General features: G+C 60.1%; 19 protein-coding genes. 15 read left to right on the forward strand and 4 right to left on the reverse strand.

Features of this window, described 5'->3' with window-relative positions; translation table 11 throughout:
* Window positions 1-14: 14 nt before the first annotated feature.
* The 8 genes from P8L30_06760 to P8L30_06795 all read left to right on the forward strand — a co-directional run bounded on the left by P8L30_06760 (window position 15) and on the right by P8L30_06795 (window position 8,243).
* Window positions 15-605, forward strand: a complete 591-nt coding sequence (locus P8L30_06760; GenBank protein ID MDG2239885.1) for a hypothetical protein — start codon at window positions 15-17, stop codon at window positions 603-605.
* Window positions 606-629: 24 nt separating this feature from the next.
* Window positions 630-1,616 (forward strand): NAD-dependent epimerase/dehydratase family protein, encoded by a 987-nt coding sequence (locus P8L30_06765; protein MDG2239886.1) that lies wholly within the window; start codon window positions 630-632, stop codon window positions 1,614-1,616.
* 12 nt (window positions 1,617-1,628) lie between these two features.
* The gene (locus P8L30_06770) at window positions 1,629-2,405 is read left to right on the forward strand and encodes a TIGR00730 family Rossman fold protein (GenBank protein ID MDG2239887.1); all 777 of its coding nucleotides are present in this window, start codon (window positions 1,629-1,631) and stop codon (window positions 2,403-2,405) included.
* Window positions 2,402-3,598, forward strand: a complete 1,197-nt coding sequence (locus tag P8L30_06775; protein ID MDG2239888.1) for a DUF819 family protein — start codon at window positions 2,402-2,404, stop codon at window positions 3,596-3,598. Before P8L30_06770 ends, P8L30_06775 begins: the two co-directional genes overlap by 4 nt.
* A 194-nt stretch (window positions 3,599-3,792) precedes the next feature.
* A complete protein-coding gene (gene lipA / locus P8L30_06780; protein MDG2239889.1) occupies window positions 3,793-4,896 on the forward strand; it encodes a lipoyl synthase in 1,104 nt (367 codons plus the stop codon).
* A 1-nt stretch (window position 4,897) separates the two neighbouring features.
* On the forward strand, window positions 4,898-5,974 hold the full coding sequence (pdhA, locus tag P8L30_06785) for a pyruvate dehydrogenase (acetyl-transferring) E1 component subunit alpha (GenBank protein ID MDG2239890.1): 1,077 nt from the start codon (window positions 4,898-4,900) through the stop codon (window positions 5,972-5,974).
* A 2-nt stretch (window positions 5,975-5,976) separates the two neighbouring features.
* Window positions 5,977-6,957 carry a pyruvate dehydrogenase complex E1 component subunit beta gene (locus P8L30_06790; GenBank protein MDG2239891.1) on the forward strand — a complete coding sequence of 327 codons (981 nt, stop codon included), beginning with the start codon at window positions 5,977-5,979 and terminating at the stop codon, window positions 6,955-6,957.
* 14 nt (window positions 6,958-6,971) lie between these two features.
* Window positions 6,972-8,243 (forward strand): pyruvate dehydrogenase complex dihydrolipoamide acetyltransferase, encoded by a 1,272-nt coding sequence (locus tag P8L30_06795; protein ID MDG2239892.1) that lies wholly within the window; start codon window positions 6,972-6,974, stop codon window positions 8,241-8,243.
* Window positions 8,244-8,453: 210 nt separating this feature from the next.
* Here P8L30_06795 and P8L30_06800 read toward each other — a convergent pair whose 3' ends face one another.
* The gene (locus tag P8L30_06800) at window positions 8,454-10,247 is read right to left on the reverse strand and encodes a DUF2207 domain-containing protein (protein ID MDG2239893.1); all 1,794 of its coding nucleotides are present in this window, start codon (window positions 10,245-10,247) and stop codon (window positions 8,454-8,456) included.
* Between the two features lie 2 nt (window positions 10,248-10,249).
* The gene (locus tag P8L30_06805; protein MDG2239894.1) at window positions 10,250-10,879 is read right to left on the reverse strand and encodes a LemA family protein; all 630 of its coding nucleotides are present in this window, start codon (window positions 10,877-10,879) and stop codon (window positions 10,250-10,252) included.
* Between the two features lie 158 nt (window positions 10,880-11,037).
* Here P8L30_06805 and lpdA point away from each other — a divergent pair, with 158 nt between their 5' ends.
* Complete coding sequence (gene lpdA / locus P8L30_06810; GenBank protein ID MDG2239895.1) at window positions 11,038-12,450, forward strand: dihydrolipoyl dehydrogenase; 1,413 nt, start codon at window positions 11,038-11,040, stop codon at window positions 12,448-12,450.
* Between the two features lie 117 nt (window positions 12,451-12,567).
* Window positions 12,568-12,867 (forward strand): MarR family transcriptional regulator, encoded by a 300-nt coding sequence (locus tag P8L30_06815; GenBank protein ID MDG2239896.1) that lies wholly within the window; start codon window positions 12,568-12,570, stop codon window positions 12,865-12,867.
* A 135-nt stretch (window positions 12,868-13,002) separates the two neighbouring features.
* On the opposite strand, the gene P8L30_06820 is transcribed toward P8L30_06815, so the two are convergent.
* Window positions 13,003-14,241 (reverse strand): 4-hydroxy-3-methylbut-2-enyl diphosphate reductase, encoded by a 1,239-nt coding sequence (locus P8L30_06820; protein ID MDG2239897.1) that lies wholly within the window; start codon window positions 14,239-14,241, stop codon window positions 13,003-13,005.
* A 165-nt stretch (window positions 14,242-14,406) separates the two neighbouring features.
* Here P8L30_06820 and P8L30_06825 point away from each other — a divergent pair, with 165 nt between their 5' ends.
* Complete coding sequence (locus P8L30_06825) at window positions 14,407-14,928, forward strand: FxsA family protein (GenBank protein MDG2239898.1); 522 nt, start codon at window positions 14,407-14,409, stop codon at window positions 14,926-14,928.
* A 24-nt stretch (window positions 14,929-14,952) separates the two neighbouring features.
* On the opposite strand, the gene P8L30_06830 is transcribed toward P8L30_06825, so the two are convergent.
* Window positions 14,953-16,605 carry an amidase gene (locus P8L30_06830; protein ID MDG2239899.1) on the reverse strand — a complete coding sequence of 551 codons (1,653 nt, stop codon included), beginning with the start codon at window positions 16,603-16,605 and terminating at the stop codon, window positions 14,953-14,955.
* Window positions 16,606-16,750: 145 nt separating this feature from the next.
* Here P8L30_06830 and P8L30_06835 point away from each other — a divergent pair, with 145 nt between their 5' ends.
* The 4 genes from P8L30_06835 (at window position 16,751) to P8L30_06850 (ending at window position 20,772) form a co-directional block, all read left to right on the forward strand.
* A complete protein-coding gene (locus P8L30_06835) occupies window positions 16,751-17,818 on the forward strand; it encodes a M42 family metallopeptidase (protein MDG2239900.1) in 1,068 nt (355 codons plus the stop codon).
* 214 nt (window positions 17,819-18,032) lie between these two features.
* Window positions 18,033-18,512 carry a GAF domain-containing protein gene (locus tag P8L30_06840; GenBank protein MDG2239901.1) on the forward strand — a complete coding sequence of 160 codons (480 nt, stop codon included), beginning with the start codon at window positions 18,033-18,035 and terminating at the stop codon, window positions 18,510-18,512.
* Between the two features lie 4 nt (window positions 18,513-18,516).
* Window positions 18,517-19,317 carry an MBL fold metallo-hydrolase gene (locus P8L30_06845; GenBank protein ID MDG2239902.1) on the forward strand — a complete coding sequence of 267 codons (801 nt, stop codon included), beginning with the start codon at window positions 18,517-18,519 and terminating at the stop codon, window positions 19,315-19,317.
* 45 nt (window positions 19,318-19,362) lie between these two features.
* The gene (locus tag P8L30_06850; GenBank protein ID MDG2239903.1) at window positions 19,363-20,772 is read left to right on the forward strand and encodes an FAD-linked oxidase C-terminal domain-containing protein; all 1,410 of its coding nucleotides are present in this window, start codon (window positions 19,363-19,365) and stop codon (window positions 20,770-20,772) included.
* The last annotated feature ends 1 nt before the right edge of the window (window position 20,773 follow it).

The raw sequence follows: 20,773 nt of genomic DNA on the forward strand, positions 1-20,773 counted from the left end.
CAGTTGTCGCTACCGTGGGGGGGCAAAACCTTCCTTGGTGGATTGCCGGCCTTGCGCTGTTCGGACTGATCGTCGTGGTCGGTGTTCAGGCGATCCGACCGGATGCCCAACCGGAGCAAGTGCAAGGCGTACCCGCGACTGGCGTCGCAACGGGTGCGTCGGCGGTGGATCTGAGCTCGATGACGCCGCTGCAGGCGGCAGAGCGGCTCTTTAATCGGGTCATGACGTCCATCTCTGCGGGGGATTCCACTGAAGCGAATGCGTTTCTGCCGATGGCGATCGATGCATATGTGATCGCTCAACCTCTCGATGCCGACGGCCTATTCCACCTTTCGCTACTTCAACGAACGGCCTTCCGGCTAGACGAAGCGTTGGCCACAGCTGGGCTGATTTTGGGACTGAATCCGGATCACCTGTTGGGGCTATCAGCAGCGGCGGCGGCAGCGAATGAGTCTGGCGATCCGGACCTCGCCCACACGCATTACCAGCACATCGTGGACGTCTACGACGCGCAGATGGCGGATGCACTTCCCGAATATTTGGACCATTCGGGCATTACCAACGCTCTGAAGGCTACCGCTGAGGCGTTCCTGGCAGGCCGCTAGGCCTGTCTGGAGTGACACGACGAAGTGCGCGTCTTTTTGACGGGCGGTACAGGGCTCCTCGGCACTCATTTGGCCGAGGAGCTTCGCCGTTCGGGCCACGAGGTCGTAGCGCTCCATCGTCGCGAGGCGGACACGCTCTTTTTGCAGGAGCAGGAGTGTGAACTCGTTGAGGGTGACGTTCGCGACGACCCTGGGACACTTGTCCCCCTGATGGATGGCTGCACCCATGTGGTCCACAGTGCAGCGTTGGTCTACGCCGGAGGAGCGTGGCCGAAGATTCGCGCCGTCAACGTCGATGGCACACGAAATGTCCTGTCCGCGAGTTCGATGGCGGGCATCGGCCATGCTGTCCATGTGTCGTCGGTTGCGGTCTATGGGTCCGTTGACGGACCGGTCAGCGAGGACTCGCCGATCGATTCCGATATCGCTGCGAGCGATCTGTATGCCAGGTCGAAACGCGAGGCCGAAGACGTGGCGCGTGGCATCGAAGCAGCACGTGGTCTTCCGGTATCCATCGTGAGGCCCTGTGCGGTATACGGTGAGCGAGACCGACTCATGATTCCGGGTTTGCGGAAGATCCTGAGAGTTCCGGTCGTGCCGTTGCCCGGAGGGGGAGTGAACACGATTCCCGCGGTCTACGCGGGCAATGTGGCGGTTGCGATTCGTTTGGTCCTCGAGGCAGGTGAGGGTGGTGCGACCTATGACATCGGGATGGACCACCCCCTCACACAACGAGAACTGCTTGGGTATCTGAGCGAGGGGCTCGGCAAGCGAGCGAGCTTTGTGAGGGTCCCAGCGGCCCTCGTGATGGGGGGGGCGTTGGTCATGGAGACGCTCGGCATTTCGGCACCTGGGGCGAAGCACCTTCCGCTGTCCCGTGTTGCGCGGTTGGTCCTCAACGACAACCCCTATCAATCGAACCGCATTCGTGAGGTGTTGGGTTGGGACCCTCCATTCGGACATCGCGAGGCGCTCGGGCGGGCAGGCCGCTGGAGCCGCGATCACAACTGAGGCAGACGACGTATGAGTAAGCAGCCCGGACGTAGTAACGACCACGCGGTGCCCTTCCCGCATGATCGAACGACGGAAGATGAACGCTTGCTCGAAAGCGTCGAGGAACTCGAGACCATTGGGCGAGACGCCTGGCGTGTCTTCCGGATTATGGGTGAGTTCGTGGAGGGCTTCGAAGAGATGACGGAGCTCGGCCCGTCTGTGTCGATCTTCGGATCTGCACGCACCAATCGTGACGACCCGATGTATGAGAAGTGCGTTGAAACTGCCCGACTCCTAGGCGAAGCCGGATTCGCGATTATCACGGGTGGCGGTCCGGGCATGATGGAGGCTGCCAACAAGGGCGCTAAAGAATCGGGTGCGACGTCTGTGGGGTGCAACATCGAACTGCCGTTTGAGCAGAGTGGGAACTCCTACGTCGATGTCTCGATCGATTTCCGATACTTCTTCATTCGGAAGACGATGTTCGTGAAGTACGCCCAAGCGTTTGTCATTTTCCCGGGTGGCTTTGGGACCATGGACGAATTGTTTGAATCGTTGACACTCATCCAGACCAACAAGGTACGTCACTTCCCAGTCGTGCTTTTTGGGACGGAATATTGGGGTGGACTCTTGGATTGGCTCAAGGGGACCATGGCCGCGGAGGGTAAGATCGCGTACGAAGATCTCGACCTCATGTGTGTCACGGACGATCCCGAAGTAGTGCGTGATCACATTCTTGGCCGCGACCAACGCCGAAAGGCAATGCAGTCCGACGAGCTCCCCGAAGACCAAGGAGCAGTCCGTTGATCGAGGGCGCGCTTCCGCTCACGGCACTGATCGCTGGCGCCACGGCACTAGCCTTCTGGTTGGACTGGAAGGTGCCCGCGTTCTCCAAAATAGGAGCGTCCCTTCTCGCTCTGATCGTGGGCGCGATTCTGTCCAACGCGGGCCTCATTCCGGCGACTTCACCCGTGTACGACACGATCGCGGGGCCGGTCACGATGGTCGCAATCGCTTGGCTGCTTCTGGCCGTGAACCTGAGCGACTTGAAGCTCGCGGGGCCTCGGATGGTCGCCGCGTTCGGAATCGCTGTGATGGGTACGGCGTTGGGCGCCTTTGTTGGCGCCTTGGTCTTCGCCGATGCGATCGGGGCTGATACTTGGAGGCTGGCGGGTACGCTTACAGGTACCTACTCGGGTGGATCGCTCAATTTCGTTGCGGTTGGCCGGGGACTCGAACTTCCCGCAGCTCTTTTTGCGGGTGCCACGGCTGCGGACGCGACGATGACCGCGGTGTGGCTCGCGGCGACGCTGATGCTCCCGCTTTGGATCGGGAAGTTCTACCCACCGGTTCCGAAAGCGGCCATGGCGCACGCCGATGGTGTGAAGTCCGGCGCCCCCAAGGAAGAGCATCATCCCTTCTTCGTGAAGGCGTCCTTGTCGACGTTGGATTTAGCCAAGCTGATGGCGCTTGGAATCATCTTGCTCGCAGCAGCTGAAGGTGCTGCCGGACTGCTCGGCTGGTTGGCGGAGAGTGGCTCGATTCCTGGTTGGATGGGCGGCATCCCTTCCGTGCTGTGGCTGACCACGTTTGCCTTGATCGTCGGGCACACCCGGTGGTTCACCAAGCCAGAGGGTGCGCTCCAGTTGGGCACGCTGGCACTTCACTTCTTCTTCGTTGTGATCGGTGCTTGGTCCAGAGCGTCGGAGATCTTGGCAGTAGGGTTGGAGGTTTTCTACTACACGGTCGTCGTGGTGGCCGTGCACGGACTCTTCGTGTTCGGAGTCGGCCGACTGGCGCGCATCGATGTCGGCACGCTCGCGGTGGCGTCCCAGGCGGCGGTGGGTGGCCCTTCGAGTGCGCTGGCTGTTGCGGTTTCCCGTGGGTGGCCTGGATTCATCCTTCCGGGTGTCATTGTTGGGCTATTGGGGTATGCGGTGGGTACATATATGGGGTTCAGCGTCGCCTATTTGCTCCAAGGGATGGGGGTGGGTCTCTAGGGGCCGCATATCCGCCCTGTCTTGTAGTAAAAGCCCCGTTTCGGCTACCTTTTCTGGCTCCCCCACAAGGGTCTGCGACGTTTGTTTACGAGCAGACACGCTAGAGGTCTCCGGGGAGCTCTTCTGTCTAAAGACGCTGCGTCGTCTGCCCGATACGGCCCGCCACCGTATCTAGCGACACGGCTGGAGTATCGATGTCACTAAAGACCGCGCCGGACACGCCATACGGCTACGCGCCTACCGGGAAGAACACCGGTATCGTGAAGCCGAAGGGTAAATCTGATATTCCGGCCCATAAGGGCCTGGAAACGATCGATATTCGGTCGCGGAAGCCGTCGTGGCTAAAAGTCCGCTCGCCCGGTGGTGAGAACTACCTCCGTCTGCAGAAGATGATGCGGAGCGAGAGTCTGCATACGGTGTGTGAAGAAGCGTCGTGCCCGAACATCGGGGAGTGCTGGGAGGCCGGCACGGCGACGTTCATGATCTTGGGAGACGTCTGCACACGCTCCTGCAAGTACTGCGGAGTCGCCCACGGCATGCCGACTATGCTCGACACCGACGAGCCGCGCCGTGTGGCGCAGTCGGTCGTGGCCATGGAGCTCGAGCACGTTGTGATCACGAGCGTGAATCGTGACGAGCTGCCTGACGGCGGTGCCTTTATCTATGCGGATACGATCAACCGGGTCCACGAAGCTGTTCCTGGCTGCTCGGTCGAGGTCTTGATCCCCGACTTCAAGGGCGACGAAGACGCACTCAAGGTCGTAGTTGATGCGAAGCCCGCGATCCTTGGGCACAACTTGGAAACCGTCGACCGCCTTCACCCGGAGGTGCGTCCGGGTGGTCGGTATTGGCGCTCGATCTCGTTCCTGGGTGCGGTGAAGAAGTTGGACCCGACGATGCTCACGAAGACTGGAATCATCCTGGGCATGGGAGAGACGCTCGACGAGATTAAGCAGGCGATGGCTGATCTGCGAGAAGCGGCCGTCGATATTCTGACGCTGGGCCAGTATCTGCGGCCTTCAGCGATGCATATTCCCGTCGCGCGTTGGGTAACTCCGGACGAGTTCGCTGAGCTCAAACGTATTGGGGAAGAGGAGTTCGGATTTAAGCACGTCGAGTCGGGCCCGCTCGTCCGTTCTAGCTACCACGCGAAGGAACAGGCCCGTGAAGTGGAAGCAGGCGGCCCTGGTAAAATTCAGAGTGTGCTAGAAGCTGATATTCCGGCGCCTGGAGAAGTCAGACTAGACCTCGTTCAACTCGAGCTCGGCCGTCCTGGCCGACCCGTAAGTGGAGCCTGAGATGGCCGAGACTAAGACAAAATCTAAAAAGAAGAGCACGAAGAAGGTCGACGTGTTTAAAGAGCACGGCGTGAGCCCGGAGCTCGCGCTCGACATGATTCGCAACATGCTCCTTTACCGCCGCTTCGAAGAGAAGGTCGAAGAGGCCTATGCGATCGGGAAAATCGGTGGCTTCTGCCATCTACACATCGGGCAAGAAGGCGCCTGCGTCGGTAGCATCAAGCCGCTGCGTGACGACGACTATGTGATGAGCGCTTACCGCGAGCACACACAGGCCATCGCCAAGGGTGTAGAGCCCAATGCGGTCATGGCCGAGCTCTACGGTCGTGCCGACGGGGCCTCCGGTGGTAAGGGTGGCTCCATGCACATCTTCAATGCCGCGACTCGCTTTATGGGCGGGCACGGCATTGTGGGTGGACAGGTGCCTCTCGCGACCGGTATCGCCTGGAAGATCAAATACCGTAAAGAAGACAGCGTTGTCATTGTCTACATGGGTGACGCTGCCGTGAATCAGGGCGGATTTCACGAGGCACTCAACATGGCGGCCGTGTGGGAGCTTCCGGCCATCTATGTCGTTGAGAACAACGGATACGGAATGGGTACGGCGTTCAGCCGCGTGTCGAAGACCGACATGGCAAGCAAGGCGGTGCCTCACGGGATTCCATCCAGTTCGGTCGACGGTCAGGACGTGCTCGCGACGTACGCCCATTTCCGTGACCTCGCTGAGGAGGTCCGCGGCGGCGGCGGTCCCCGTTTTGTGGACCTCAAGACGTACCGATTCCGTGGCCACTCAATGTCCGACCCTGTGTCGGGGACGTACCGGCCCACAGCTGAAGTCGAGAAGAAGAAGGAAGAGAACGATCCCATCACGATTCTCCGGGATCACCTCTTTGCGGCGGGACACATGGATCAAGAAGGTCTTGAGGCGATGGACGCTGAAGCGCGACAGATCTCCCAGGGTGCGGCGGACTTCGCTGAGGCGTCTCCGCTACCGGATCCGTCCCAGCTGTATGCCAACGTTTGGGCCGAAATCAACGCGAACGGCCGTCTCTTCTTTGATGGCCGAGGGGAGGAGTAACCATGGCTATCCTTACCTACCGCGATGCGCTCAACGAAGCGCTTCGGGAAGAGATGGTGCGCGACCCAGACGTCTTCATGATGGGCGAAGAAGTGGCTCAGTACGACGGCGCCTACAAGGTGTCCAAGGGGCTGCTTGAGGAGTTCGGTGACATGCGGATGGTGGACTCGCCGATCAGCGAGTTGGGCTTCACAGGCTTATGTGTGGGCGCCGCAATGGCCGGCCTTCGCCCGGTAGTCGAGTTCATGACGTTCAACTTCGCGTTCCTGGCGATTGACCAGGTCATCAACAGTGCCGCGAAGATGCACTACATGTCCGAGGGGCAGTTTCCGATGCCTCTCGTGTTCCGCGGACCTACCGGAGCAGCGCTCCAGTTGTCCGCGCAGCACAGCCAGGCCTGTGAGACGTACTACTCGCATGCTCCGGGCTGTAAGGTGGTTACGCCCGCGACGCCTGCGGACGCGAAGGGGCTGCTGAAGGCCTCGATCCGAGACGAAGATCCCGTCGCGTTCATGGAAGGTGAGTTGCTCTACAACTTAAAGGGTGAGGTGCCGGAGGATGATGACTTCATCATCCCGCTCGGGGTCGCCGACTTGAAGCACGAAGGCGGAGACGTCTCGATCATTACGCACGGCAAGATGGTCCATGTGGCGCTTCAGGCTGCCGGCAATTTGGAGAAGGACGGGATTCATGCTGACGTCCTCGACTTGCGCACGATTCGTCCCTTGGACATGGACGCGATTCTCGCGACGGTGGCCAAGACGAACCGTGTTGTGTATTTGGAAGAGGGATGGCCGTATGCTGGAACCGGTGCACAAATCGTGTCGATGATCCAGGAGGAGGCTTTTGACCACTTGGACGCACCGATCCTGCGGGTTACTCAGGCGGACATTCCAATGCCGTACGCGAAGAACCTCGAGAACTTAGCCAAGCCGAATGCCGACCGGGTTGTCGCGGCTTGTCTCAAAGTTCTCTACCGCTGAGCGGAGAGAGATAGATGGCGACTAAGGTCTATATGGAAGCGCTTTCTCCGACCATGGAGGAAGGACAGCTCGTGCAGTGGCTCAAGGCGGAAGGCGACGAGATCAGGAATGGCGACGTCATTGCTGAGATCGAAACCGACAAGGCGACCATGGAGCTTATTGCCCGTGGCGATGGGATCCTGCGGAAGATCTTCTTGGACGCGGGAGGCGTGGCTGAAGTCGGAGCTGTCATCGGAGTGATCGCCCCTGCTGACGAAGACACTTCTGGGATCCAGGGGGCGAGTGGTAGTGCTTCCCCGGCCGCCGAGGCTTCCGCAGAACCGGCCGTTGCTGCGCCTGCACCCGCCGCGGCCCCAGTCGCTCCGGCAGCGACCCCTGCTCCACCGGCGCAGGAAGCTGTTGCGCCCGTGGCAACGAGTGGGCGTGTGAAGGCCTCGCCTCTCGCGAAGCGGCTTGCTGAAGAGATGGGTGTCGATATCGCACGTGTTTCTGGTTCAGGCCCGGGCGGACGTATCGTGAAGCGTGACGTGGAGGCTGCGAAGTCTTCGGGTGTCGCTGCTCCCGTGGCCGCTCCGGCCACGTGGGCTTCTGACGGCGTTGAGTTCGAGGACATCCCCGTTTCACAAATGCGGAAGACGATCGCCAAGCGCCTCGTCACCTCGATTGGTCCAGTTCCGACCTTCTACCTCACCATGGACATCGACATGGGCCGGGTGATGGAAGCGCGGAAGAGCATCAACGGCATGCTCGAGAAGGACGGGATGAAAATCTCGATCAACGACATCGTTCTCAAAGCCACAGCGGCTGCTCTACGACAGCATCCGAATTGCAACGCCCAGTGGCATGACGGATTCATCCGTCGCTACAACAGCGTGCACCTCGCTGTAGCTGTTGCGATCGAAGACGGTTTGATCACTCCGGTGGTCAGGAATGCCCATGCCAAGGGACTTGTTCAGATCAGCACAGAGGTGCGTGAACTCGCGGGCAGGGCTCGTGAGAAGAAGCTGCAGGCCGAGGAATACACCGGCTCGACGTTCTCGATATCGAACCTCGGGATGTTTGGGATCCACGAGTTCACGGCAATCATCAATCCGCCTGAGGCTGGGATCCTGGCCGTTGGCGGAATCGAGGATACTCCAGTCGTCGTGGACGGGCAGGTCATGGTGCGCCCGCGCATGCGAATCACAATGAGCTGTGATCACCGGGTCATTGATGGCGCGCAGGGTTCTCGTTTTCTGCAGACGCTCAAGGGCATGCTCGAGGAGCCGACCGCGATTTTGCTGTAGCCCGTGAGGTGCAGTCGCCGGCCGATCTGGGCGGCACATGCTGGCAAGAGGCCCCGCCCGGATTCACCGGACGGGGCCTCCTGTCTTTCAGGGCTGACGCGGTCACCGAACGCCAGCATAGACCAGCTTGGTCTTAGTTACCCATGCTCCACGGCGGCACGACGGATTCGGTGTGAATCCTCGCCGTCCGCTCCCTGTGAGCCGTACCTCCTACCAACCCCCGCCACCACCTCCTCCAAAACCCCCACCAGAGAAGCCGCCACCTCCGGAGAAACCCCCTCCGCTGCTGAAGCCCGATCCGTCAGTGGACCGCGGCCCTGTCGCCATTGCGGTACCGGCTGCAGAACTCATGCTCCCGAGGCTGTCCGTCAGATAAATGGTCCGGAATCCGGAATCCCACCTTCCGTGATACCAGTCGGGTGGCTCGGTGAACATCCCCTCGAATGCCTTGGCCCAGTGCTTTTCCACACCGAAAGCCATGGCATACGGGAGGTATCGTTCGAACATCTCGGGCGTCTTCTCGATCCTCTCGTATCGATCTGACTCCACTCGATCCAAAAACTCCTCGAATCCGAGGACGTGTTCGAATGCCCTGGCTCCTTTGCCCGTTCGGGCGGGCATCCAAATCCCGAAAATCATAATCGGCAGTGCACTTCCCACCGCCCCCACGATCGCGGAGAGAACGGACATTTGGAGAAAGCCCGAAAGCGGAATGCCGCCGGCTATGCCTACAACCAGGACCACGGCCCCGAGAGCCAAATATCCTTGGAAGACCTTGTCTGGGCGCTTGTTATAGTAGGCCCGCTCCAAGAGCTCTTCGAAAAGTGCTGATTTGATGGAAGGCAGGTGTGTGTAAAACTCCGCCTCGAGTGATGAGAGCAGGACAGGTTCCTCTCCGCCTGCAAAAACCCCACGAAGAATCTCCTGCTCATGTCGATGAAGCCCGCTACGCGCTTCGGTGTCCTTCAGCGAAACGATCAGGTAGTCCGTGCTCTTGAACCACTTCTTGAGTCCGGAGTTCTCCACCTCTTCAATCCGGAGATACCCCCTCACGGCAAGATCGACCAAGGACGCGGTGATGTCTCGCATGTCAGGGCGATTGTCGACCAAGGTCCCGGCCTGGGCAGGCGTGAGATCATCCGGGGGTGAATATTGAGGCGCGATGGGCAGCCGGCGCGGGTCTCTGCCGCGGGTGTACCACACACGCCACATCAAGCCTAGGCTAAGAAGGGGCAGAAACAGTAGCCAGTTCGCACGTAGGAACGACCCAACGACCCTGAAAGCCGTGGGCCGACTCAATACGCCCGGGTTCCACGCGATCGCTACAGTCATTCCTTCTCGAAAATTAAGCTCCCGGCTCGACTCCAAATAGAATCCACCTTCTATTTCTGAGACACTCGCTTCGTTCTCCGTCGAGCCGTATCCACCGGTCCACGACGCCGTGCGAAGGCCATCCAGCCCTTCCGGAAGCAGAATAGTGGCCGTCGCCGCCTGGATTGGGACGTCCCATTCGTCCCCGGTGACATTCCAATAGAGTTCCTCGTACTCGTCCCAATACTTGAGGCCATTGGGTACTCGATACCGGATGACCACCGTCCTTACGGCATCATTGGCACCTGGGACTCGGATCTTCAGCTGGCGGTAGTGCCGCTCGCGCTTGTTCCAGTACTCCAGCGGCACTGCGTCCATTCCCGTCACGGACACATCGTCGAGCCAGAGCTTGTACGAAAAACCCTGCGGTGTTCGGTATTCGACCGGAATATTCCGGAAGATCCCGTTCCACGACCCAGTGAAACGCACTTGGATCTCTTCGCGCACGTCGATCCATCCGTTCTCTTCGACTTGGATTGTGGCGTCGAAGCGCTCCACCACCATGCTGCGTTTCTGTGCCGATGCGTTGCTTCCCGCCAAGGAAAGAAGGACCGCAAGGACGAGACCACAGAGGAATGGCCTCAGGGGACCGCCCAGGGCCGTGATTGTCAGACCCGTGCGCCGGTCACCCATCATCAACTATTGAAATCGACGGTGGGGACAGCCTTTGCCGCTTCCTCGATTTCGAAGAACTCGCGTTGGATGAACCCAAACGACTTGGCGATGACGACGCTTGGGAACGTCTGAGTCTTAGTATTGAAGTCCCGAACGACCGCGTTGTAGTAGCGGCGAGCCTGCGCCAGCGTGTCTTCGATCTCACTCAGGGTGTTCTGCAGGTCGCGGAATCCGTCCGCCGCCTGGAGTTGTGGGTACGCCTCGGAGAGAGCAAAGAGCGACTTTAGCGTCCCGGACAACATGTTCTCAGCTGCGCCCTTTGCGGCGGGGCCTTGAGCGGACATCGCATTCGTTCGCGCTGCGATCACACCCTCGAGCGTGTCCTTTTCATGTCCCGCATACCCCTTCACGGTCGCGACGAGGTTCGGGACGAGGTCGTAGCGCCGCTTCAGTTGCACGTCGATGTCCGCCCACGCGCCGTCCGCAGTTTCCCGAAGTCGTACCAGTGAGTTGTACATCACGATCGCGCCAACGACGATTACGCCGACGATCAATAGCTCCCACATGACCTTATCTCCCGCCAAGTGTTCTTCCCGACCCGCAAGGGATTGTAGGTGTTTGGGGCACTTCGTGGCAAAGGGTTCAAGCATCCTCGCCCTCGACTCAGGTTACGCGTCCCGTGTAGCAGTTCTTCAGTCAGTTCCGAGTTATATTTACCGCCCATCCTGAGGGATCTACTTTCGGGACTTCAAATGTTGACGCGTGCGGGGTTGTTGGATGACCTCCACCTACAAGAGAGAGGAACCGCGTGGCTGGCACCAACGGCGGACGCTTTGACCTGGTTATCATCGGGAGTGGTCCCGGTGGATACGTAGCTGCGATTCGAGCCGCCCAACTCGGAATGAACGTGGCGTGTGTCGAAACCGATGCGCTGGGGGGTGTATGCCTGAATATCGGGTGTATCCCAACCAAGGCGATGCTCTCCAGCGCTTTCCTGGCCAGCGAGATGAAGAACGCGGCCGAACATGGCATCATGGCGACTGATGTCACCTTCGACCTCAAGCCCGCTCAGGAGCGGAGCCGACGCGTTGCCGACCAGATGGCCAAGGGGATCGGGTACCTGTTCAAAAAGAACAAGGTCACCCACATCCAGGGTTATGGTCGCCTCAAGGGCAAAGGCAAGGTTGAGGTCGAAGCGGCAGACGGTACCAAGTCAGTCTACGACGCCACCAGCGTGATCATCGCGACGGGAAGTCGTCCCCGTGATCTGCCGGTTCTCAAGATTGATGAAGACCGGATTTGGTCGTCCACAGGTGCCCTCATGCAGACGAAAGCACCTGAGTCGCTCTTCATTGTTGGTGCTGGCGCGATCGGCATGGAGTTCGCCGATGTGTACGACGCCTTTGGCACCAAGGTGACGGTGGTCGAGGGGCTGGATCGTATTCTTCCATTGGAGGACGCTGAAGTCTCGAAGTTCATGGCGCGCACCTACAAGAAGCGTGGCATCGACATCCATACGGGCGCGTTCTTCCAGAAGGCCGAGGTCGGTGCCAACGGTGTCGCCGTCACCTACAAGGACAGCAAGGGTGAAGATCAAACCGTTGAGGTCGAGTACGTACTTTCCGCTGTCGGCCGTGTGCCGAACTCTGAAGATGTGGGCCTCAAGTCTGCCGGCGTGAAGGTAGACGACCGGGGATTCATTCAGGTCACCGATACGCTCGCGACGAACGTTCCCGGGGTTTATGCCCTCGGAGATGTAGCGGGCAAACAACTGCTGGCGCATAAGGCGAGCCACGAAGGCATCGCTTGTGTGGAACACATTGCAGGAAAGGGTCACGGCACTGTCGACTACACGAACGTCCCGAACTGCACCTACTGCCATCCTGAGGTCGCGTCCGTGGGCCTCACCGAAGCGCAGGCCAAGGAGCAGGGCCATGACATTGAGGTGGGTAAGTTCCCGTGGACCGGGATCGGGCGGGCCGTTGCGGCGGGACATGCCGAAGGCTTCATCAAGGTGATCCGAGACACGAAGTACTCGGAGATCCTAGGTGCCCACATTGTTGGGCCACATGCGACCGAACTCATTGCCGAGTTCGTCGTGGGTCGCCACCTCGAGGCGACCGTCGAAGAAATGGAAAAGGCCATGCACCCACATCCCACGCTCTCGGAAGGCGTTGCGGAAGGTGCACTCGCGGCCCTGGGACGACCCATACACATCTAGTCCAATGAACCAAACCGGAGCCTGCGCCCACCGTAATCCTCGCAGAGCCTGCGAGTCGAGATTGGACCGAAGATCAGGAGCGGGTGTTACGCAGGTGGATTGCGTTGGCTCGATGGTGTGCATCGTTCTAAAAGGCCGTCATACTCAAAGGTCGCCGAGTATGGTCTGACCGCCCCGCAGTTTGGGGTCCTCGAAGCTCTGTACCACCTCGGTCCTCTATCGCTTGGTGACCTCGCAGACAAACTGCTGGTCACCGGCGGTAACGTCACATATGTGATGGATCGTCTTGAGAATCAGGGCCTCGTCTATCGGGAAGGGTCACCCGAAGACCGCCGTGTGACTCGGGCGAAGTTGACTGAGGCCGCGCATGCGAAGATTGCTGATGTGCTCCAAGGACACGTGGAGCACATCGAGTAATTGGCCCGTCACTTGGACGTGGATGCACAAGACTCACTGCGCAGTCATCTCAAGACGTTGGGCGTGGGCCTCCAAGAAAACGACCTGGCCTGACTGCTCTAGGCGCGGCTGCGGCCGCGCCGGCTAGTCCTCGGATTAGACCGCTTGAGTCTCCACTTCGGCTTGCACATCGATTCCCAGAATGTTCAAGACCCGCACCAAAGCTTCACCGATCTTATTGTTCGGGGTGGAAGCGCCGGCAGTGATCCCGAGTTGGAATGGCCCCTCAGGCAGCCAGTCCGTATCCAGCACCTCAGGCGCGTCCGGGTCGAGCTCGACCTTGTGACGGATCGTTCCGCGATCCACATCGATGCACGCCCCGTCCTCTACATGAAATGTCCGGGTGTGTTTCTGACAAAGATGCGCGAGGTGATTGGTGTTTGACGAGTTGTAACCGCCAATCACAAGCATGATGTCTGGTGGCTCCTCCATCATGTCAGCTACCGCGTCTTGCCGTTCTTGGGTCGCAGAACAGATCGTTCCAAAGGACCGGAAGTGTGTGGAGGCGTGTTCTTCCCCGAAGTGCTCCACCATCGACTCATGGACCTTCCAGCCGATGGCCAAGGACTCTTTGGCAAGCATGGTGGTTTGGTTCGCCACGCCTACGAAGGCGAGGTCCACGTCGGGATCGAAGCCCACGGATGACTTCTTGTCGAAGTGGGCCATGAAGGCTTCGCGAGAGAGTTTGTCAGGGCTGTCGGAGATGTAGTCACGAATGAGCTCTGACTCTTCCATATCCCGCACAATGATGTATTTGCCCTGCTCGTGTTTGTTGACCTGGGAAGCGGTCGCTCTGGACTCTTCGTGCGTGTATTTCCCGTGGATGATGGCTGTAAAGCCGTCCCTGGCGTACTTCTCCACTCGCTTCCAAACGTGAAGCACAGAGCCGCAGGTGGTGTCAACCAGAACGCACCCGATGTCGCGGAGTGTGTTGAAGTCTGACAAGGTCACCCCGAAGGCCGGCATGATGACTACATCGTCTTCGGTGATGTGTCCGAAGTCGAATTCGCCGACCGGATCCGGATAGATGAAGCGGATGCCCATTTCGGTCATCCGGTGATTCACATGCGGATTGTGGATGATCTCGCCGACCAGATAGATGATCTTGTCAGGGAACTTGTGGACCGTCTCGTAGGCATAGTCGACAGCCCGATCCACACCGTAGCAGAAGCCAAACTCCTGAGCGAGCCGTACCGTGACGTCGCCGAAGGTGTCGGTGTAGCCTCGCGATCGAATCCGTTCCACCAACGCCGATTGGTACTCATTGTCGATGATCGGCTTCAGCTCTTTCTTGAGTCCGAAGCCTTTCCGGAAATAGGTCTGCTCTATGGTCATGTGAGGCGTTCGCTTCTGGAGCGAGAGAGTCTGAATGTCGGGATACCCCTACCCGTGAGGGGTGGTCCCGCAACGTAAGGAACCTCGTTCCGGGCGTCCTACGGTTCAACTGCGAAGTTCGTGCCGAAATGAACCCATCTCGTGAGGAATAGGGTAGGATTGGGCATGAACGTCTTAGGCCGGCTGGCTCTCCTGTTTGTCGTGGTCCCCATCTTGGAACTCATGCTCCTGATCGAGATGGGGCAGTGGGTGGGGATCGTGCCCACGCTGGCGCTCGTGGTAGCCACCGGAATCGGAGGCGCGGCCCTCGCGCGCGCCGAGGGTCTTCGGGTGGTTTTCCAATTCCAGACAGAGCTGGCTCAAGGCAAACTGCCCGGCCAAGCGATGCTGGATGGCGCTTCAGTGCTAATTGGGGGCGCCTTTCTGCTCACCCCCGGTGTGCTGACTGATTTCGTGGGCTTTGCCCTGCTCTTCCCGCTCACGCGGCGCTGGATTCAGCGCAGGGTGAAAGCACGACTCGAAGGCCAGATCAAAGACGGAACCGTGCGTGTCGTTTCGATGGGTGCGGGGGGCCTTGGCGGCTTCAGTGGCGGGGCGGCCGGCTTCGACACTCCGCAGACTGAGGTGTCCCGCGAGCCCGACCTCGACCCTGCCAAGGGGATCGAGATCGAGTGCGAGGACGTTTAGCTACTCGACCCGCATCGGCGCAGCCTACTGGTTCCGCAGGTCCAGCGTCGGCAGCATCTTCGCAGGACGTCGGTGCTGAGTCGCTTGTTCATAACTGTAGGCCAAGCGAATCAAGCCACCCTCGTCCCATGCGCGGCTGAAGAAGAGCATCCCGATGGGAAGTCCGTGAACGAACCCCATTGGGACGGTGATGCTCGGATACCCGGCCACTGCGGCGTTGCTGGACGACCCGAGGCTCGAGATTCCACCGTTGATCAAGTCTGTCTTCCATGCTGAGCGTGTGGTCGGCGCAACGATTGCGTCGAGTTGGTGCTCCTCCATGAGCCAGTCGATGCCCTCGTCTTGGGAGTAGCGCCGTGCGGTCTCTTTGGACTCCAAGTACTCAGGGGTACTCAGGTCTCCCTTCGCGGCGGCCTCGATCACGATTTCTTGTCCGAACCAAGGCATCTCACGGTCCGCGTTCGCCTCATTAAATGCGATGAGATCGTCCAGCGTCCGCATGTTCAGTTCTGGCGCCACACTTTGAAAGTAGAGTTCTAGGTCCGTTTTGAATTCATATAGCAGCACCTGGTACGATGGCGCCCCGATTCTGGATCGGTTCACCAGGTCGGCGTTGTCGATGATCGTTGCGCCGGCGTTTGCCATGTCGACGATCGCTTGCTCCATCAGGTCGTCCCGATGCGGGTCCGCACCGAAATAGCTGCGCTCCACGCCGATGCGGGCGCCCCGAAGCGCTGAGGCGTCCAGGAAGTCCCGGTAGTCGGTGTCAGTGTATTGAGCGGCGGGTGCGCTCATGGGGTCGCGCGGGTCCGCTCCAGCCAATGCCGTGAGCATTGCCGCGGCATCCGCCACCGTCCGCGTCATTGGTCCGGCTGTGTCTTGTGTGTGCGCGATGGGGATGATGCCCGAGCGACTGACGAGGCCCACCGTGGGTTTGAGACCGACGACGCCATTCACTGAAGATGGACAAACGATCGAGCCATTCGTTTCAGTCCCGATCGAACCGGCACAGAAGTTGGCCGATGTAGCGGCCCCAGACCCTGCGGAGGAACCACACGGGTTCCGGTCGACAGCGTAGGCGTTCCCGCACTGCCCGCCTCGTCCGCTCCATCCTGAGCTCGAGCGCGTGGACCGGAAGTTGGCCCATTCCGAGAGATTGGCCTTGGCCAAGATGATCGCTCCTGCCGCTTTGAGCTGCACAGCCACATGGCTGTCCTGCGACGCGATGTGACCTTCCAGCGCGTATGAGCCGGCCGTCGTCATCATCCCGTCCGCAGTGTCGACGTTGTCTTTTACGACGATCGGAATGCCGTGAAGGGGACCTCGGACATTTCCGGCCGCGCGTTCTTCATCGAGCTCAGCCGCGAGCGTGAGCGCTTCTGGGTTCGTCTCGATGATCGAGCGGAGTTGTGGCCCGTCGCGATCGAGAGCAGCGATCCGATCGAGGTACAGCTGAGTGATGTCGACGGATGATCGTCGGCCCGTGGCCATGTCATCGGTGAGGCCCGCAATAGTGGCCTCCTCGAGCTCGAACGCCTGAGTGGTCCACCAGGCGTCCGTCGAGCCGGGGGCTGGGGTGGCATCCGGTACGCACCCGCTCGCTCCCACGGTCGCTGCCGCTGCCGCGCCGAGCCCGCTGACCTTGATGAAGTCGCGTCGATCCATCTTGCCACCCATGTCGTTCTCCGGTAAGTGCCGTTGCGTGATCACTATGCGACAAGCTGCCGTGTGCATGTGGAGCGGAGCAAGCGAGCACGGCCTTGGCTGGCCCTTCCGTGGATGTCTAGCTTAACTCACCAGTTCACAACGACCGGGTACCAGCATGAGCCACGACATCTCTTTCCTAGAGAAACTCCTCGACGCAGCCGGTCCTTCAGGTTTCGAGGTACGCGCTGCTCGAGCTTGGCGCGCCGAGGCCGAGACGTTTGCGGACGACGTGCAGGTGGACGTCACAGGCAATTCGTTCGCCGTCGTGAATCCCGGCGGTTCGCCGCGTGTCATGCTCGCCGGTCACATCGATGAGATCGGACTCCAAATCACGCACATCGACGACCACGGCTTCATCTATATTGATGAGATCGGTGGTTGGGATCCCCAAGTGCTGGTTGGACAGCGAGTGTCGATCATGGGCAGGGGGGGCGACGTCACCGGTGTGATCGGGAAGAAGGCGATCCACTTGATGACCGCCGATGACCGGATCAAAGCATCAGAGACCAAGAAGCTCTGGGTCGATGTGGGTGCGGAATCCAACGACGAGGTTGCGGCTCTGGGTATCCGAGTCGGCGACCCGATGGTGGTCCTACAGAGTATGGTACGCCTCGCCGGTGGCCGCATCGCGAGCCGAGCGATCGACGACAGAATCGGCGCGTTCGTCGTGCTTGAAGCGATCCGGATGTTGTCGGACGATCCTCCGGCGGCGTGTGCGACAGCTGTAGCGACCGTCCAGGAAGAGATCGGTTATACAGGAGGCGGTGCCCGCTCGAGCGCCTATGCGCTCGAACCAGATGTTGCGATCGCTGTGGATGTGACGTTTAGCACCGATGCCCCAGGTGTGGAGAAGAAGGAACTGGGTGACCATAAGTTGGGCGGAGGCCCGGTCCTGAGCCGTGGGTCGGCTGCGCATAACGAGGTTTTCGAGATGCTTGCCGCTGTGGCAGAAGAGGAGGGGATTCCCTATACCGTTCAGGCTTCTCCCAAGGCGACCCGCACGGATGCGGACGGGATCTTCCTCACCCGATCCGGCGTGCCGACAGGGCTCGTTTCGGTCCCCAATCGTTATATGCACTCCCCGAACGAGGTCGTGAGCATCGAGGATCTTTTTCACTCGGCCAAGCTCATTGCGGCGTTCATTCGCAAGCTGACTCCGGAAACGGACTTCACGCCCCGCTAGCTCCGGGAAGTCCGCCTCGCACATGGCGTTGACCCTTCTCCCGGCCTTCTCTACCCTTCGTGCCCGTCGTCGGGACCGCGGATTCCTCTCGCTGTGAGAGGCGCCGCCGACTGGAACCACTGGGCTTTTGCTGATTGCTAGCTTCCGCCCGATTGCTGTGAGCTTGCACGGGACCGCGCCGGCGCGAGTGTGACGTTCTGATGGAAGTGCAAGAATGGCTTTGGATTCTGGAGAAGTAATACTGGAACTGCAGGAGATGCGGGACGACGGGCACCTTTCGGATGCCCTCCTCCGCAAAGCAGTTCGGACGATTGCCGTAGCGGACGACGACCGGTTCCACTGGGTCGGCGTCTACCTGCTCAATGAGGCCGATCAGGAGCTCTGGCTCCATAACTACGTCGGGTCTGGCACCGAGCACTCGAAGATTCCGGTAGGCACCGGTATCTGCGGTCGAGCGGTGGCTGAGCGCACCAACCTGAATGTTGCCGACGTGAGCGCCGACGAGGGTTACCTCGCTTGCTCACCGGACACGCAGTCAGAACTGGTGATCTTGATCCGCGCCGGAGACGACATCTTCGGTCAGATCGACATTGATTCTGATGATAAAGCTGCGTTCACCGACGAGGACGAGATGGCGTTGATCGCCATCGCTGACAAGCTCGCCGAGCAGCTCGCGGCGGAGCGTCGCGCGTAGCGATGTGAGGGACCACCTGCGCTTCTTCAATGCGGGAAACGTCGGTCCTTTCACGTTAGATGGGACGCGGACCTACCTGGTAGGTACCAAGAGCGTCGCCATGATTGATCCGGGCCCGGATGTGGGAGACCATGTCCGGGCCTTGGCTATGGCGGTAGAATCGGTAACGGAACTGAAGATTTTGCTCACTCACGGGCATCCCGATCACGCTGCCGCGGTTGGCTCTGTGGCCCAGGCGGTCACTCGACACGCGGCCGAGCGAGCGAGCGCCGGTTCGTCGGACCGCTTCTCGATGTCTGTTTGGGGTCCTAAGGGCGTGGCGGGCGTGGACCATGTCCTGGCCGATGGAGATCTGGTCGTCACCGACGTCGGTAGTCTCATCGCGCTCCACACGCCGGGCCACACCCGGGAGCATCTCTGCTTCCATTGGGAAAGGCAGGACGCCCTGTTTGTCGGCGACTTACTGCTTGGTGAGGGTGATACCACCTGGGTCGCTGAATACGAGGGATGCGTGGCTGACTATCTCGATTCTCTGGCCCGTTTGCGCAGCCTGGGGCTCAAGTTGATCTATCCAGCCCATGGTGCTCCGCTGGAAGACCCAACGAACGCCTTGGACCGTTTCGAATCCCACCGGCGGGAGCGAATCGCTCAGGTAGCGGCGGCTTTGGCTGATCATCCAGGAGCGGATGCGGCGCGACTTCTCGAGGTCGTCTACGGAGACACGCTTCCGAAGGGAATGCGGGCCCCGGCCCTCCAGAGCTTAGGTGCGTTGCTGGAGTATGTCCGAAGTGTCGTTGAACACTGAGGGAGTTGTGTTGCACCGGGGCTTCTTCGCGGGGTATCCTTGGGTATGAGTACGCCCCTTCCCTCCGCGATCGTGAACAAACTCGGTCACACTGTTGGCTCCGAGAACGTGATCACGGACCCCGACCGCCTGGTGGTCTACGAATCTGACGGCTTGTCGGCGTACAGGGTGCCACCCAGGGCCGTCGTGCTGCCCAAAACGACTCGCGAGGTCGCCGAGGTGGTCGCGGTGCTTCACGGCGAGGGGATCGACGTGATCCCACGCGGGTCCGGCACTGGGCTATCTGGGGGAGCGCTCGCGACTTCTGACGGTGTCGTTTTAGGCACGGCACGTATGAACACGATTCTGAATATCGACTCTGAGAATCGACTCGCTCGGGTCCAGCCGGGAGTCATCAATGCTCGACTCACCGAGGCGACGAAGCCGCATGGTCTCTACTACGCTCCAGACCCTTCCTCGCAGAGCACATGCACCTTGGGCGGGAACGTTGCCGAGAACTCCGGTGGCCCGCACTGCCTCAAGTATGGTGTGACTGCACGGTACGTGACGGGTCTGACCGTGGTGCTCGCGGGAGGCAAGGTCGTAGAGCTAGGTGGTGCAGGGTATGACCCCTACGGCTCGCTGGATCTCGTCGGATTGTTCGTCGGTTCCGAAGGCTGCTTTGGCATTGCGACAGAGATCGAGGTGCGCCTCCTCCCGATCGCTGAAGGGGTGAGGACACTTCTCGGAATATTCAACACCATGGAGGACGCCGGACGTGCGGTGACGTCGATCATGGGCTCCGGCCTTCTCCCTGCTGCGGTGGAGATCGTGGACAGTGAAACGATCAAGGCGGTCGAGGCCAGTGTATTTGCTGCGGGCTATCCCGTGGATGCCGGAGCAGCTTTGGTGATCGAATTCGATGGGACCGAGGCTGGACTCGATGCCGATGCCGACCGGGCGGAAGCATGCTGTCTCGCCGAAGGTGCTCGAGAAGTGCAACGGGCGACCGACGAAGAACACCGCATGGCTCTGTGGAAGGGCCGGAAGAAGGCATTCGGCGCGATGGGCCGGATCGCGCCGGATCTTTTGGTTCAAGACGCGACGGTTCCGCGAACCAAGTTGCCTGAGGTGCTGTCGCGGATCGCGGACATCGGGACCCGATACAAACTGAACATCGCTAATGTGTTCCACGCAGGGGACGGCAATCTCCACCCGAACATCCTCTTCGACCGCCATGATGCGGACGAACTCGAGCGTGTCGAGCGTGCTTCAAAGGAGATCATGGTCCTGTGCGTTGAGGTCGGCGGCACGATCACAGGTGAGCATGGTGTGGGGGTGGACAAGCGTGAGTACATGCCGCTCGTACATGAGCCCATAGAGCTTGCCGCCATGGCCGCGGCCAAGGCGGTGTTTGATCCCGACTCGCTCTTTAACCCTGGGAAAGTGCTTCCGGATGTTGAGGAAACCAGTTGAG

This window comes from Longimicrobiales bacterium (assembly GCA_029245345.1).
In the GTDB taxonomy this organism is placed as follows: Bacteria; Gemmatimonadota; Gemmatimonadetes; order Longimicrobiales; family Gaopeijiaceae; genus CALFPJ01.

What these genes read in the sequence shown, in the direction of transcription:
- P8L30_06770 (MDG2239887.1), top strand. Translation starts at nt 1,629, where the DNA reads ATGAGTAAGCAGCCCGGACGTAGTAACGACCACGCGGTGCCCTTCCCG.
- lipA (MDG2239889.1), top strand. Translation starts at nt 3,793, where the DNA reads ATGTCACTAAAGACCGCGCCGGACACGCCATACGGCTACGCGCCTACC.
- pdhA (MDG2239890.1), top strand. Translation starts at nt 4,898, where the DNA reads ATGGCCGAGACTAAGACAAAATCTAAAAAGAAGAGCACGAAGAAGGTC.
- P8L30_06790 (MDG2239891.1), top strand. Translation starts at nt 5,977, where the DNA reads ATGGCTATCCTTACCTACCGCGATGCGCTCAACGAAGCGCTTCGGGAA.
- P8L30_06795 (MDG2239892.1), top strand. Translation starts at nt 6,972, where the DNA reads ATGGCGACTAAGGTCTATATGGAAGCGCTTTCTCCGACCATGGAGGAA.
- P8L30_06800 (MDG2239893.1), bottom strand. Translation starts at nt 10,247, where the DNA reads ATGGGTGACCGGCGCACGGGTCTGACAATCACGGCCCTGGGCGGTCCC.
- P8L30_06805 (MDG2239894.1), bottom strand. Translation starts at nt 10,879, where the DNA reads ATGCTTGAACCCTTTGCCACGAAGTGCCCCAAACACCTACAATCCCTT.
- P8L30_06820 (MDG2239897.1), bottom strand. Translation starts at nt 14,241, where the DNA reads ATGACCATAGAGCAGACCTATTTCCGGAAAGGCTTCGGACTCAAGAAA.
- P8L30_06825 (MDG2239898.1), top strand. Translation starts at nt 14,407, where the DNA reads ATGAACGTCTTAGGCCGGCTGGCTCTCCTGTTTGTCGTGGTCCCCATC.
- P8L30_06830 (MDG2239899.1), bottom strand. Translation starts at nt 16,605, where the DNA reads ATGGGTGGCAAGATGGATCGACGCGACTTCATCAAGGTCAGCGGGCTC.
- P8L30_06835 (MDG2239900.1), top strand. Translation starts at nt 16,751, where the DNA reads ATGAGCCACGACATCTCTTTCCTAGAGAAACTCCTCGACGCAGCCGGT.
- P8L30_06840 (MDG2239901.1), top strand. Translation starts at nt 18,033, where the DNA reads ATGGCTTTGGATTCTGGAGAAGTAATACTGGAACTGCAGGAGATGCGG.
- P8L30_06850 (MDG2239903.1), top strand. Translation starts at nt 19,363, where the DNA reads ATGAGTACGCCCCTTCCCTCCGCGATCGTGAACAAACTCGGTCACACT.